This window comes from Pseudoalteromonas sp. 20-MNA-CIBAN-0454, from assembly GCF_040308685.1.
Taxonomy (GTDB): Bacteria; Pseudomonadota; Gammaproteobacteria; order Enterobacterales; family Alteromonadaceae; genus Pseudoalteromonas; species Pseudoalteromonas nigrifaciens.
Map to the genome: position 1 here is coordinate 1 of NZ_JBEOOB010000037.1, position 14,109 is coordinate 14,109.

Annotated in this window: 15 protein-coding genes, 1 pseudogene and 1 other annotated feature; of the genes and pseudogenes, 4 read left to right on the plus strand and 12 right to left on the minus strand. The window is 37.3% G+C overall.

Annotated elements, in window-relative coordinates; all coding sequences use genetic code 11:
* Positions 1-32: 32 nt before the first annotated feature.
* From AAEZ22_RS15310 to AAEZ22_RS15360, 11 genes and pseudogenes are all read right to left on the minus strand, one after another.
* The gene (locus tag AAEZ22_RS15310) at positions 33-557 is read right to left on the minus strand and encodes a hypothetical protein (protein WP_352297901.1); all 525 of its coding nucleotides are present in this window, start codon (positions 555-557) and stop codon (positions 33-35) included.
* Between the two features lie 239 nt (positions 558-796).
* On the minus strand, positions 797-1,072 hold the full coding sequence (locus tag AAEZ22_RS15315; protein ID WP_352297904.1) for a hypothetical protein: 276 nt from the start codon (positions 1,070-1,072) through the stop codon (positions 797-799).
* Between the two features lie 50 nt (positions 1,073-1,122).
* Positions 1,123-1,623, minus strand: a pseudogene (locus AAEZ22_RS15320) (IS3 family transposase); the annotation flags it as partial.
* A 68-nt stretch (positions 1,624-1,691) separates the two neighbouring features.
* Positions 1,692-3,215: a group II intron reverse transcriptase/maturase gene (gene ltrA / locus AAEZ22_RS15325; protein ID WP_008109360.1), complete on the minus strand. Its 1,524-nt coding sequence runs from the start codon at positions 3,213-3,215 to the stop codon at positions 1,692-1,694.
* A gap of 639 nt (positions 3,216-3,854) precedes the next feature.
* Positions 3,855-4,295 (minus strand): IS3 family transposase, encoded by a 441-nt coding sequence (locus AAEZ22_RS15330; protein WP_080670014.1) that lies wholly within the window; start codon positions 4,293-4,295, stop codon positions 3,855-3,857.
* Positions 4,224-4,340: a sequence feature (AL1L pseudoknot), on the minus strand. It overlaps the preceding gene by 72 nt.
* Entirely contained in the window at positions 4,298-4,618 is a 321-nt protein-coding gene (locus AAEZ22_RS15335) for a transposase (protein WP_008130909.1), read from the minus strand. It overlaps the preceding feature by 43 nt.
* Positions 4,619-4,630: 12 nt before the next feature.
* Positions 4,631-4,984, minus strand: a complete 354-nt coding sequence (locus AAEZ22_RS15340) for a hypothetical protein (RefSeq protein ID WP_024597109.1) — start codon at positions 4,982-4,984, stop codon at positions 4,631-4,633.
* Between the two features lie 22 nt (positions 4,985-5,006).
* The gene (locus AAEZ22_RS15345; protein WP_008467175.1) at positions 5,007-5,348 is read right to left on the minus strand and encodes a hypothetical protein; all 342 of its coding nucleotides are present in this window, start codon (positions 5,346-5,348) and stop codon (positions 5,007-5,009) included.
* 19 nt (positions 5,349-5,367) lie between these two features.
* A complete protein-coding gene (locus AAEZ22_RS15350; protein WP_008467177.1) occupies positions 5,368-5,859 on the minus strand; it encodes a hypothetical protein in 492 nt (163 codons plus the stop codon).
* 20 nt (positions 5,860-5,879) lie between these two features.
* Positions 5,880-9,662: an SIR2 family protein gene (locus tag AAEZ22_RS15355; protein WP_024597110.1), complete on the minus strand. Its 3,783-nt coding sequence runs from the start codon at positions 9,660-9,662 to the stop codon at positions 5,880-5,882.
* Positions 9,663-9,693: 31 nt separating this feature from the next.
* Positions 9,694-10,002 (minus strand): helix-turn-helix domain-containing protein, encoded by a 309-nt coding sequence (locus tag AAEZ22_RS15360; RefSeq protein ID WP_008467181.1) that lies wholly within the window; start codon positions 10,000-10,002, stop codon positions 9,694-9,696.
* Between the two features lie 196 nt (positions 10,003-10,198).
* Between AAEZ22_RS15360 and AAEZ22_RS15365 the strand changes: the two genes are divergently transcribed.
* Entirely contained in the window at positions 10,199-10,747 is a 549-nt protein-coding gene (locus tag AAEZ22_RS15365; protein ID WP_024597111.1) for a VspR family transcription factor, read from the plus strand.
* The gene (locus tag AAEZ22_RS15370) at positions 10,741-12,120 is read left to right on the plus strand and encodes a DEAD/DEAH box helicase (RefSeq protein WP_008467184.1); all 1,380 of its coding nucleotides are present in this window, start codon (positions 10,741-10,743) and stop codon (positions 12,118-12,120) included. The genes AAEZ22_RS15365 and AAEZ22_RS15370 overlap by 7 nt, the downstream gene beginning before the upstream one ends.
* Positions 12,121-12,290: 170 nt before the next feature.
* Here AAEZ22_RS15370 and AAEZ22_RS15375 read toward each other — a convergent pair whose 3' ends face one another.
* On the minus strand, positions 12,291-12,644 hold the full coding sequence (locus AAEZ22_RS15375; RefSeq protein WP_008467186.1) for a DUF3147 family protein: 354 nt from the start codon (positions 12,642-12,644) through the stop codon (positions 12,291-12,293).
* A gap of 96 nt (positions 12,645-12,740) precedes the next feature.
* Here AAEZ22_RS15375 and AAEZ22_RS15380 point away from each other — a divergent pair, with 96 nt between their 5' ends.
* Complete coding sequence (locus tag AAEZ22_RS15380; RefSeq protein WP_008467191.1) at positions 12,741-13,124, plus strand: BlaI/MecI/CopY family transcriptional regulator; 384 nt, start codon at positions 12,741-12,743, stop codon at positions 13,122-13,124.
* A 2-nt stretch (positions 13,125-13,126) separates the two neighbouring features.
* Positions 13,127-14,101, plus strand: a complete 975-nt coding sequence (locus AAEZ22_RS15385; RefSeq protein ID WP_008467193.1) for a M56 family metallopeptidase — start codon at positions 13,127-13,129, stop codon at positions 14,099-14,101.
* Positions 14,102-14,109 lie beyond the last annotated feature (8 nt).

Below are 14,109 nucleotides of genomic sequence, written 5' to 3' on the forward strand. Positions count from 1 at the left end.
ATGAGCGTTCACGCTAAAACCAGAACGGGTGTTCACGATGGGCCGGAATCACTGTTCACGATGCTCCGGAATATGCAATAAGCTTCAAACACATTAATTTGATCGTGATCAAATGAACTCTCTATGTTTTTTTCTGCTTGTTGATATTTTTCAATAGCAGTAATTAATTCAGCGTTAAGTAGAGGCTTGTAAACATTTAACGAGTCGGAAATTGTCATTTGGAACTTTTGGTTTATTTCAGCTGCACCCTCAGTGCAAGTATCATCAGGAATATTGTTCATAATATTAAATTCTTGGTCAGACAATTTAGATGAAACTTCTATAGCGTCGGCTAACGATTTAGATAGCTGAATTAGACTTTCTTTGTTTATTTCCCAAACTCGATCTTTTCTTTGTTTCCTGACTGAATCGAAGTGTATCGCGGTAGCCGTAATAGTTCCCGCTGCGATTATTAGGTTAAGAGTAAACGCATGATCAAAATTAAATTTAAGGTCAAAAACTAGATACCAGACAGTTAAACAAAAACCTGTTAGAAGACCGAGAATATATTTAACCATTTACACCTAGCTTAATTGATTTACAGAACATGTTTATAGCGAGTTAGTCGTATGTTTTCTTCAGTATTATCGCCCGTTCTTACTGACTATGGAAGCAAAATTAAGCTCGTAAAAAATATGAAAGACAGCTTCTTTTATAGCTGCCTTTTAGATGAAGTACAAACCTAGATACCAAAAGCGTAATGTCTGTCAAAGCTACTAAATATAAGTAGCTTTAACAGATATTACATTGATGTATCTTAGCTAATCTCTAGTAAGAGTTCTCTGTTTTCTAGGGGATCTTTTCTGACTATATATTTGAGGGTGTTTTGTAATAAAAGAATATTTAATAAGCAGTTTTTTAATTCTTGAGCCGTAAAAATATCGGATTGCAACAGCCCTTTAGTAAACACTTCTTTTGGCAGCAAAAAAGAATCAAAACCATCGGTATTTTTGTACATGCAAATTTCAAATGAACCCAATTCAACAGGTTTTGGGTGAGCACTTATGTTTCTAGCTTTTATAATTTTTCTCAAATATGAATAACTGAATCGCCCCGAGTTCATCGGAGACCAGTTTGTTTAAGTCAGGCCACTTTACCTGACTCGTTTAAATTATCATAGTAGTCTGTTTCATATTGAGCTGGTGAAATATACCCAATTGAAGATAATAAGCGTTGATTATTAAACCAATTGACCCACTCTAACGTTGCGTATTCAACAGCATCAACATTCTTCCACGGGCCATTTCTGCGAATAATCTCTGTTTTAAATAATCCATTTATTGTTTCAGCCAATGCATTGTCATAAGAGTCACCCACACTGCCTACAGACGCTTGAATTCCAGCTTCAGCAAGTCGCTCAGTGTATCGTATAGACAAATATTGGCTGCCTCTGTCGCTGTGGTGAATTAACCCTTCGGGGTTGCCACGATGCCAAATAGCTTGCTCTAACGCATCAAGAATAAGCTCTGTGTGCATTGTCGTTGATACACGCCAACCTACAATGTATCGTGAAAAAACATCTATCACGAAAGCGACATAAACAAACCCACTCCATGTGGCAAGTAGAGTAAGAGGCAGAACGTAGTCGAACTATTTTTCTGCCTCTCCTCTCCGAACCGTACGTGCACCTTTCAGCGCATACAGCTCTCCGCTTAATTGTGGCTTACAGCCATTACAACATCGCTGTAGCGAGATGTGACAGTATTTCTCATTTCATCTCTAAGATAAGGGTTTGATTCAGGTAATCGCCAACGGAAGGGCAACTTAGGACTGCTCACCAGTCGATATAGTGAAGCGCTACATAAATTACCTCGATTGCTTTTACCAAATAATACCCAAGTCTTGGCCTGATTTGGCGTCGGTCGTTTTATCCACTTCATCATTAATGACTTAACGGAGCAACGATATTTCCGCGCTAGCCATTTTGCTAATTTCCAGAAAACTATACGATCAATTTTACTGTAAACTTTAGCGGTATAATCAGTATGACGATAAAATTGCGCCCAGCCTTTAAGCTTGCGGCTGAGTTGTTCAACTTTGTCTATCTTGCTACAACTGTGATCACTGGATAAAGCTTGGCTCAAGGAATGAGAAAATGCTTTAGCCTTACCATGTGGAATACCAGACACCACACGCATATTCCCTTTAGGACCACGTTTCCTTATGATCCTATGACCAAGGAAGATAAATCCATCATTCACATGCGTAATATGGGTTTTCTCCATGTTAAGTGTGAGTTTAAGTTTACCTTCAAGAAAATTTCGACACTGATCACGAATGGCTTCTGCTTGTTGTTTGTTACCTTTGACAATCACAAGAAAGTCATCGGCATAACGACAATAAGCAACCCCAGGTTTCCATTGTCTATTTTCCTCTAGTGCAATGGTACGCTTATCTTGGATTGTACGATTCCAGTACCAGCGATCTTTACGTGCTTTCTTGCTCAAGTAGCATTTATCCAAATACTGATCAAATTCGTTGAGCATGATATTTGACAATAATGGAGAAATGACACCACCTTGTGGTACGCCTTCGCTTGTTGCACAGAATAGATTACGTTCAATATGTCCTGCTTTGATGAACCGCCAGAGCAATTCATTAAATCGTCGACAATTGATACGCTTACGCACACATGTCATCAGTAATTGATGGTGGACTGTATCAAAATAACTTGATAAATCCCCTTCAATTACCCAGCGCCCACGTGGTTCACTTGAGCCTGTCATTTGTAACTTAACAGTTCTAATGGCGTGATGGACACTGCGTTCAGGTCTAAAACCATAGGATAGTGAATGAAAATCATTTTCCCATATCGGCTCCATTGCCATGAGCATGGCACGTTGCACTATTCTGTCTCTTAAGGTGGGTATGCCTAAAGGGCGTTGCTTTCCATTCGCTTTAGGAATATAAATTCGTCTGGCAGGCATTGGTTGATAATTACCCGAGAGTAAATCATTTCTGATCCCATCTAAGTAATCAGTCAGCTTATCCTGTAAGTGAATTTTAGTTATTCCATCAACGCCAGGTGTTTTGGCACCTTTTGAAGAAAGCGTTACTTCAGCCGCTTGGCAAAGCCATTGTGGGTGACTGATAAGGCGCAGTAATCGATTAACGCGACGCGCTTTATCGGTTGCTGTCCATGTTGCTAATTTACGTTGCAGTTCGCTGATTATCACAGGTCTTCACCTCATTAAGGTCAGGTAATTTGCTTGCGCAAATCAATTAAACTGCGCCCCTTCGCCATGTAATGGGCTTTCCCCATCTCAGACTACTACGAACGCTCCGCCAGCTTGTTTGTCATCGGGGTCGTGCTCCCTTAGCATTCAAACAAACCTTCCCCGGTTTACCTATCTGAACTCGAACATATTGGGGTGGATGCCGATCGCAGTCTTTAACCTTATCGTGCTGTAAGGTGATAATACTTAAACGCTGAATTGTGATTTAGCGTTTATCCATTGATAAATACCTACGTGTGATTTATCAAGTCGGCAATAATACTCATACATTTAGTATTATTGCAGCATCATATTGCCTGTTAATTCGTGTAGGCAATGGCGACGTTTCAGCCCATAGATGCGGGTTAATCGGTTCATGTACTTCATCCGTCCAATACTTAGTCTAGAAGAGCATCTTGGCGTAACGAATTCGCCTCACTCCCCGTTGTCAGCGAGTTCCATCACCTTATCAGCATACGATAAGTCACTGCCGCTCAGACTCAACTATCTGCACAACCAGATAGTGCCATAAACAATTTGGCTCCTACCGTATTGCTCATGTATTTCAGATAGACTCGTGGTTCATTAAAGCATTCCTTGCTAGTGCTGAACTCCGGGCACACCATAGGTGATGTCAGCTACCCAAAGTTGATTTGGCTGCTCAGCAGTAAATTGACGATTAACTAAATCAAGTGGCTTATCTTGTTGCTCGTCAGGTATCGTTGTCTTATGTGCTTTACCCCGACGAACACCTTGAATTCCCATAACTCGCATCAATCGTTCGACTGTACAGCGGGCGACTTGATGGTCGTCAAGCTGTAGCTGCTTCCATATTTTTCTTGCACCATAAACTGACATATTATCCTCCCACACTTCGCGAATGAGTATTATCAGCTCAGCATCACGCTTTTTGCGGTTAGACAGTCGCTCAGGCTCTCTTTGTATCTGTTTATGAGAATAATACGTTGATGGTGCAATCGGCAATTCCTTGCAAATTGACTCGACACCGTAATGCTCTCTGCAAGCATCAATAAAATCCACTATTACTTCTGTTTGCGGTCGAGCTCCGCTTGGGCGAAAAAAGCGGCAGCTTGCCTCAGGATATCATTCGTTCGCTTGAGCTCTTTATTCTCGCGCTCTAAGACGGCAAGGCGTTCTTCAGTTGATTGCGTATTAGAAGAGGGTTTAGACGGTTGAGCTTGAGATTTCTTGACCCATGCTCTAAGTGTTTCTGGGGTACATCCCAGTTTATCTGAAATCGATACTAGCGCAGCCCAAAGAGAAGGGTATTCATGCTGTTGTGTGGTAACAAGCCTAATTGCACGTTCACGAAATTCTGATGTATAGCGATTTGATTTTTTCATAGTTCCAGTTTCTCAAGTTATTGAGTCTCTGGCAAACACGGGGCGATTCAAACAGTTTGAAGATTTATTTATTGTATAGCGCCCCTTAGATAGAATATAAAACAAACTATTAAGCTTTGCTTGTAACCCCATAGTCGCAAAGGCATCAATTAAGCTTTTGCCTAGCTCTTGTTCTTGCAATAAGTATTTTAAGTCGCTTAGAGCTTCATTTAGTATTGCTTCTATTGCTAAAGCGCAAAGTAAAACAAAGGGCTCTCGCTTATCGCACAAAAATAGCTCATCGTCTTCGATTAAATCTAGCAAAGTTTTTGCAGCAGATATAAGTCGTTGCGATCTAACAATAGATATTTCTATTTGGTTTGACATTAATTGTTTACCTAAAAGTAATTCAACAGCTTCTTATTTCTGTCAGCCAATATGAGCAATAATCCTCACCATCATATATAGATGAGCTTAGTGCGGATTTATCTTTTGAACCTACTCTAGCATTACAGCTGAGGCTTATCTTCTTCATGCATGGAAGTAAGAAATAGCCTTCATATTCATTGAGCCGATTATTCTTTTTAGCTTTTTCTAAATCGTTTACACGACCATTTACTTGTTGTTTTAATTTGGAATATTTGACTGAGATAACATCCAAATTTATTTCTTTGTCATCAAATAGGCGCATTAACTCAGTAAATTGTATTTGCAGCTCAAAGATTTCTTTTTCCACTTCATTTTTCATCATTACATACACCTAAATACTATTAACTCTCAAGGGGGGAGCTGTAAAAATATACTTGCTCATATAACGAGGCATATTCTATTTTTAGTTGATATCTGGTAGTTAGTCTCTTCTCGATAGAGCTCATATCCATTCCAGGTAAAAAATGTAATTTAAGAATACATACTTTTTCATTTTGAGCTATGTAGCTCGTGGCAGATAAACTTGATGTATATATATTCTTAGTGTCTAACTCAGCTTTAAAATAATTACGAATATCACTATCAAGTTCAGGCCAAGAGATGCTTTTATCATTAACAATGAACTCAAATGATCTAACTTGTGCAGTACCTAGCCCTTTATTGATTATATCAAAACAAATGGAGCTATCGTCCGTATGAAGCCAGTCACTTAGCCTTGGTGCAACCGATAGTTTATTGTGTTTTTGTTGTGTTCTAATAGTCCAATAGGTAAGCCCAATAGCTAATAACGCTGTTATTGTTGTAATGAGCTGAACCAAAAGGTTTATATCCATTCTAACCTCTTAATTGTAAGTTAATTATTTTCACATATTTTAGTTAGTTTCATAAATTGCTGATTATTAACAATATCATTGTTTGCTTGCTCTATAAGATCTAGAACTTCTTTTAAGTGATAAAGGGATGAACGTGTCTCTTTTGGTATTATCAAATCACACAGGCTTAGAACCTCATTGGGAAATTGAGATGCTAATGGAATTGAATCTGAAGTATTGCGTGCAAATGAATTTAACCAATGATGTTGAACTTCCAATGGTGTTAAACACCACTCCATAGAGTGAAATAAGTTGGGAAAATAGCTACCAGACTTCTCTAATAAGTTAATCCATGCAGAAGTTTGTTCTTTAGTTCTGTATTTTCTCTCTCTGGGCCAAATACTCTCGATAATAGTAGTTACGTCTCTAAGACATTCATTAGAATTTTTTGCAAAGCCCTTACTCAAATAACGAATTACCGCTGCTCTTTCTTTTTCTCTCATATTTCTAAAGCAATTTTTAGCATCTGAAGCGTTTATTTTATCCTTACCTTTATATGAAGGTAAGGCAAGCTCAATTATTTTATGTGATGTGGCCTCTATGAGTCTCTGATCCCAAGCCCATTCATAAATTTTGGGGAATAGATGAGTAATCTTTGGCTTCAATAGGACGCTTACTTCGACAGATGGTAATTTATTTGCAATCACACCACTCCAAGCAGGACCAGATAACTTATTATCTAGATTTAGTAATGGCAACAGGAAGCTTTGAACCCAAGAAGAGTCTATATAATGTAACCAACTTATTTGATAAGAGAGTATTGCTGATGCGTAAGCGCTAACAGTATCTTCACTTATTAAAAATTGTTCAATTTTGTCTTTAAATATGCTTGGTATTTCAGCATCTTTGTCTAAACGATAGGAGTCAATTTCTTGAATATATGTATTAAGAATAGCCCCTGTCAGGCTACTTTTAGCTTCAACCCATGTAATATGACTTAATGAAGTCTCCTTGGATTTCGAAGCACCTTGCTTACCCCTTAAAACTACTAATGTACAGTGGTCAAAAAATTTATAGCATAAGTTGGGCAACTCTTTTAGATAGATTTGTCCGTGGCGATCAAGCCAATTACCTAAGTGATAACTTAGCTCAGTTAATATCTCTTTAGGTAATAAATAAAGCCGATTTAGTAATGTAATTTTAGTCTTTCTGCTTGCACTATCCGGCCAATTATCTAATAAAACCGACCAGAAATACTTTGGGTTATCTTTTCTTTTACTCAAATACGACAATGCTAATAACGCTTTTTTAGGCCTAAGTTTTACTAAGCCATCAAATGGCCTCCTAGCTGTATATTCTTCAAAGCCTCTATTATAAACTTGTATTGATCTTTTAATTACTTCACTAATAGGCGCATTAATGATTAAATCAGCTTCTTCATCAATTGTAATTCCATGAACTTTTACAGATGTGTTATGCACCAGCTCTGCCGGTTCTTTAACCTGCCAGTCTTGATGCATGGATATGATCATATCGATTTTTTTTCTGTACTTTTCAGGCAGTACCAATTGACTGAGTTCACACCATTTAATGTAGCGAAATATCTCTAAGTTCTTGAAAATTTGAAATTCTTCATCTGTTATTTGTTTAGATTTATTAGGACCATCTAAGATTTTTTTAACTAGCTTTTCTTTATTTGTATTAGAAAAATCTTTCCATCGTTTTTCTAATAAACGAAGCAAATCGAGTTGATAACTTCTATTCCAAAAGTATTCTAGATCAATTGATAATACGTAGTTTGCGGCTTCTGAAGCGGAGAAAATAGAGTTAAACCCAAATGAATATAAGCTTAGTTTATTAAAATATAAGGAGTTTTTTAAATTTAAATTAAAGCTAAGCGCTTTTGCCTGTGAAGGAAACTTATCAACTAATCGTTTAAAGTTTTCAATAAAGAAATAAAATGAGCTGTGCTCTTCTAAGTTGTAAGTGTCTTCATTAGGGTCTGGATAACACGAAGGAGTATTATAAAAGTGCTTGTGGCCAAACTCATCTGATAAATCACTAGCGTATTCCAAGTGGGTTAAAGTAGCTTGCAATATTCTGTACAAGTTGTCATATGGAACTTCAATACTAGGGTTAAGCTTTAAAGGAAACTTTATTTCGAAATTACAAATATCAGATAAATGTATTGCACTCCATGCTTTTAAAGGAGGCTTTGATGCATGTATACCATAAGGGTTTTCAAACTCTACGAAAGGCTCTAACTTTGTCTCATAAAAACGCAAGGTTGTTAAATTCCATCCTTCATTTTTTATTAGATCTTGAAATCTATAGTAGTTATGGGACGGGTTAAACCATTCACTACTCTCAAACTGCTTGCTAGCTATAAAGCCTAGTATTTTTTGTGCCTTAGCGGGAAGTGAATTGGCACTATAAAGCTTCACTAAGATTCTTTCTTTTAAGGCGTTATGCAAAGCTCTTTTTCTAATGGCCCACCATGCAATGACAGGATCGTCTAAGTTCTTTACTATCCAATTTGTGATATACCAGAGTCTAGGTGATATCAAGTTATTGTTTGAGCGCAAGTCCATATCTTCAGTTGCAATATTGTCACACGGTAACCATGATAAATAGTTTTTATGTGGTAGTGTTGGTAAATTGTAGTTTTCTTTATCCACCGGTCTCGAAGGATCATCGTCTAGTCCATACTCAATAAATGGGTCAAATGATTCGCCATCACTATCCCTAAAATTGTGACCTTTACTCGGGTTTCCTATCCTTATTTGCGGGTCAAAAACACATAACCATTCAGCTAAAGGTGTGGGCTCTGTAGTACTAAATAATTTAGCCCCAGCTGAGGTAGTAAGAAAATTAGCAACTTGGCCTCTTTGGAATGATTTCAACTGCCTTGGGCTTGAGGCTGCAAGGTTTAATATGTAACTTATCCATTTTTTTGGCTTATCGACTTTTTCTGACCAAATAGAAAGTGTTTCCCATAAATCACTATGGTCAGGGTATGCTATTGCAGTTACACCGCGATCACGCCATTTGACTTCGATGTCTTCAGCCTCACCTTTATCAAATGCGTAAATTTTTGTCCGGTCAAACTTTTCATCATGATTAAGTCCCTGAAGTAAATATTTCACCTGAGGATCTTCAGCTTGATAGCCGACTAAAACAACTGTGTATACCTCTAATAATTGAATTATAAATTTAGTTGCCCAACCTTCGGATAAATATGCTCTTCCAAAATCTGCGCTACTTAAAATATAAGGATGATGTTTTTCAGACGGATCTTTTAGCCTGCCATGCAAATAGGTTATTGCTTCGAGACTTGCGCCGGATGATAAATCAGGGAAAAATGGAGGTTCACTATAAGAGAGGATTTCGTTCTGCTCAAAAAGTAGGTCAAAATTTGTAGTTACTATTTTTGGTTTACCGCTTTGACCACTGGATAAGAGTTTTAATATACCATGCTCCTTGCCAACATCATCAATAGAATTAGATTTGGAAAGTACCCTGGCAACGATTTGATTAACTTCGTCACGTCCATAGTCTTGGTATAGCAAGTGGAAAATTTGATCCAATGGAGTTCTTAGATGTGACTTATTAGAGTTTTCGGTGATCCAAGGTAAGAACTCTTGGTAAACCTCGGAGCTTTCTAGTGGAGAAAAAAAATCAATTACAGCTTTTGTTAGTTCTATAAAGCTTGGTAGTCCAGAGTTAAAAGAAACACCAGCCCCACAAAATAAAACTACTTTGCCGTGGTCACATTTATCAAGAAGTTCATCTGGAATATTAGGTCCATTTTCATTAAATCGCATTTAACCTTCCTTGTGTATGGGTACAATATAGCTATTTAGATGGTCCTTTAAGCTCTTGAATTAATAAAAGCTTTTTCTCTGTATCTAACTTTGATATTTCAATTGCTAGTTCTGCTGTTGTCTCATCTTCACAGAAAAAATAATTCAATGGAACATTTAGTTCATTAGCGATCTTTTTTAGAGTCGTTAAATCTGGAATATGACGGCCTTTTTCATAGTGGTTCATGCGACCACTCGCTGAGTTTTCATCCATACCGATAAGTATACCCAGTTGCTTTTGAGTAATACCTGACTTAGCGCGGGCTTGTTTGAGTCTAATTGGAATTGGATTTTGGAACACAGAAGCATCATTTTTCAGTCTCTAATAGCTTAGATTGTCTAAGTTTTACAAAGGTTTGTACACTTAGGAATCCTAAGTTCTATTTGTGGGAATGTTCTTAAAATCACTCTCGAGCATAAAACTTAGTATTTCTAAGTTTTGCATTGTTCTATATACTTAGCAACCCTAAGTTTTCTTAATTGTTGTAGTATAAGAAATGCCCCAAGTTATCAAATTAAACCAACACATTTACTCCCTTTTGATCGAAAAAGAGTGCAATGGTTTTACAATTGTCGAGCTCAGAGATGAGTTATTAACCGTAACTGATAAATATCAAGATATCGATGAGGCGCGTAAATTCATTTATAGGCAAATTACAGCGCTTGAACGAAAAGAGCTCTTAAAAACAAAAGGAAGTGGCCGCCATAAAAAGTATTTTAAAACTGAGCTGTTTAATAACGCTACGTTTGTGGCGAAACAAGTTGTAATTGAAAAAGAAAAATCAATTAGCAGTCATACTAATAATCAAGCATCACCGCTTGTTGAAACTTTATTGAATGAAAAGAAACAGTTTGAGGCTGAGCTTGCGATTTTGTTAGGGGAAGTTGATGAATATAAAGCTCTACAAAAGCGATTCCCTGAGCACCTTAGCTTGTTTTATTCTGCATTAGACGATGCTAAAAATAATTCAGCGAAGTTATTAGGAAAAGTTAACGCTTTAACTAATATATTGGCCTCTTTGGATAATGGTGCACGGCAATGCTGAGAAGTTGGCAAAGGGAATGTGTTGAGTTAGCAGTAAAAAAATATACAGCTATTGATAAGCACTTTCTATGTCAGGCCACTCCTGGTGCTGGTAAAACAATAATGGCAGCTTCATTGGCCAAAACGTTATTTGATAAAGGAATGATAGATAGAGTGATCTGCTTTTCACCATCGGTTGAAGTGGCTAATAATATCAAAAGAACATTTGGAAAAATAATTGGGTGTTCGTTTGATGGCTCATTTACGGCTGTAGGTGCCTCTATGACTTATCAAAGCTTATGCTCTATTCCTGAAAGTACTTGGGATGGGCTTAGAAAGTATCGTACATTTTTTATTTTTGATGAAATACATCACTGCTCATTCTCGCAAGATAAATCTAAAATCAATACGTGGGGTGAGAAAGTTGTTTTCCATTTACAGGATATTGCAACTTACACACTTGCGCTATCGGGCACTCCTTGGCGCTCAGACGCCCTTCCTATTGCTTTAGTGAATTATTCTGACCCAGAAGGTGAGTTGATATGCGATTATCAATACAGCTTGAGTCAAGCTATTAGAGATAACGTCTGTAGAGAGCCAAAAATAGTTTTAGTTGATAGCAATAGTATTTCGGATGGCCAAGATACATATGGATCAATAGCTGAATTTGTTAAACAAGCTCAATCAGCGTACCAAGAGGTACTTAATAATGACTCTGCACTTAGGTATTTATTGAAGTTAGCCGTATTAAAACTGTCGGAGATAAGAGCTTCAAACCCGGCTGCCGGCGGCCTAGTTGTTGCGTCTTCAGTTAAGCACGCTGAAATGATAAACAGCTTATTAATTGAAGAATTTAATCAAACGTCAACCATAGTTACTTACTTACACGATAATTCAACACAGAAGATCAACTCATTTAAGTCATCTACTGAACAGTGGATCGTTAGTGTTGGTATGATCAGTGAAGGGACCGACATACCTAGGCTACAAGTATGTTGTCATTTAAGCTCTATAAAAACAGAGTTGTATTTTAGGCAAGTTCTAGGGCGCATTCTTAGGTCTGGCAAAGGTAAAGTTGAATTCGCCTGGTTATTCACATTTGCAGAAACAAGCTTAATTGAGTTTGCTGAGCGTATTAATATTGATATACCAGATAGTTGCTCTTATGTTGATATGGAATGTGACACAACTTTGGTGAGAAAAGATACATTTAGACCTTTAACATTGCCAAAAATAAACAGGGATAATAAGTTAAAAGAAAACCTTGATAAACTCGTTCTAGGGGGCCTAACTTCAGAGCGCGGTTTAGCTTATTATGAGCTGCTTTCAGGTTGTTCATTGAGCAGTATACAAATTAAATCACTTAGAACTAGAGTTATAGAAGCATTTTTATAGTTCCATAAAATGAGCCATATTCTGTTTATATTATCACTCTTAGTACATAAATAAGGCTAGCTTTTATTTGACTCTGCTAAGTAATGGGAAATTTTTTAGAGATAAGTATCGAAATTATTGCCTCAGCTACATCCTTGATTTCACCATATTATTAATTTCAGAAACAACTTTTAGGGTAATAAATTTATTCCAAATTTACTAACGACGAATGCAAACACTCCAAAAATAAAACAAGTTATTAAGGCGCTGAGGCCGAGTGATGGCCAAAAACCAAATCGGTGTAGTAATGATGGAAATATTAAAAACATCGGTAAGGTAGGCACAACATACCAAAATGTGTACCAGGCATGACTCGCAATTTTCTCTGGCGGCTGTTTTTCAACGTACAACCAAATCATCGCTAAAATGGTTACCAATGGAAGTGCTACAATTAGTGCTCCGAGTTTATCACTGCGCTTTGCGACCTCTGAAACCGCTACAACAATTGCTGCTGTCACTAAGTATTTAAAAATTATCCAACCCATGTATTACTTTCCTTTTTAAATAAAAAAATAAAAACCGATTGCCTATCGGTTTTTATTTTGCCATGATATGGCTATGTTGTTAAGAGATATTTGATTATGCAGTTAGGCGAATTAGAAAAACTAGTACTTCAATATTTGTGGTCTTCTAAAGAAGCGGATGCAAAGCATGTGCACAGTCGTTTAGGTAAAACACGTGGCTGCACTCTCAATACTATTCAAAGCACCCTTGAAAGACTTTATAAAAAAGGCCTTCTTAGCAGAACTAAGCAGGGTCATGCTTATAATTACCGAACTAAAGTTGATCGTAACTCGCTTATAGCTACTTTAATAAATGATATTACAGCTGACTTTGTTGAAGAGGGTGAAAACAGTTTAATTGCTGCATTTTCTTCTACTTCGACTAATTTTAATGATACACAATTAGATGAGCTCGAAAAACTTATAGAGCAGCAGCGAAAACTACGAAGCGGAAAAGTGTAAACATGATTGTTGGAAATTGGGCCGTGTTTTTAAATCTAGCGAGCGCAGCGGTGACCGCTTTTATTTGTGTGATCATATTGATTTCCTTCTTCCACACCTCGCTTTGTAAAAAACTTACTATTTTCCAGTTTACCGAGCGTAAGTTCATGCTTTGGTTAACTATTAGCAGCCCTTGGTGGATCTCATTATTGTGTGCAGCTGTATTTTGGCAGGCACATCAAAATCCAATGTCTAATTGGTGGCAAGGAGTCGCTCACTGGCATCACCTTGAGGTTTTCTCTGTATATAGTTGGCATTCGGTATTGCTTATATCGGCTGTTTGTTTGATGGCAAGTGCTAGCGTACATGCATTTTTTAGTCTTAATAGACATAGTTCAGCAATGAGCAGTCTGTTGGCTTTATCAAATACTCAACCTCACAAAGATTATCCAAACCAGTCTGTACACGTTATTGAACACCTTATACCAGAGGCATTTACTGTTGGTTTTTTCAATCCAAAAGTATATATAACCAGCGGATTACAAGCACTTGATGAAAAAACAGTACACATAGTCATACAGCATGAACTAGCACATTTAAAAGCCCGAGATCCGCTTTTTAAAACACTGTTTAGTCTATTTGGTTGGTGTTTTCCTGCGTCAACGCGCGCGGCGTTACAGCAATCTTATACGGCTTTAACAGAACAAATTGCTGATGTCGGTGCAACGCAAAGTTTTGATGGCTTAGATGTGGCTCAAGCACTTATTAATGTTGCTCGATTTCAACGACAACAACATATTACGAATGACAATATATACATGAGTCATTTTAGTAATGAGCAAATAACTCAGCGTATACAAACATTGTTAATGCCAATCTCCACTACGCCTAAGCTACTTTTAATGATCACTTTGTTTAGCTTTGTGGTTATCAGTTTATTCACACTGTCGACTGTCGATAGTGTCCACCATCTTATCGAAACTTTTTTCATCCACTAAGTAAGGAT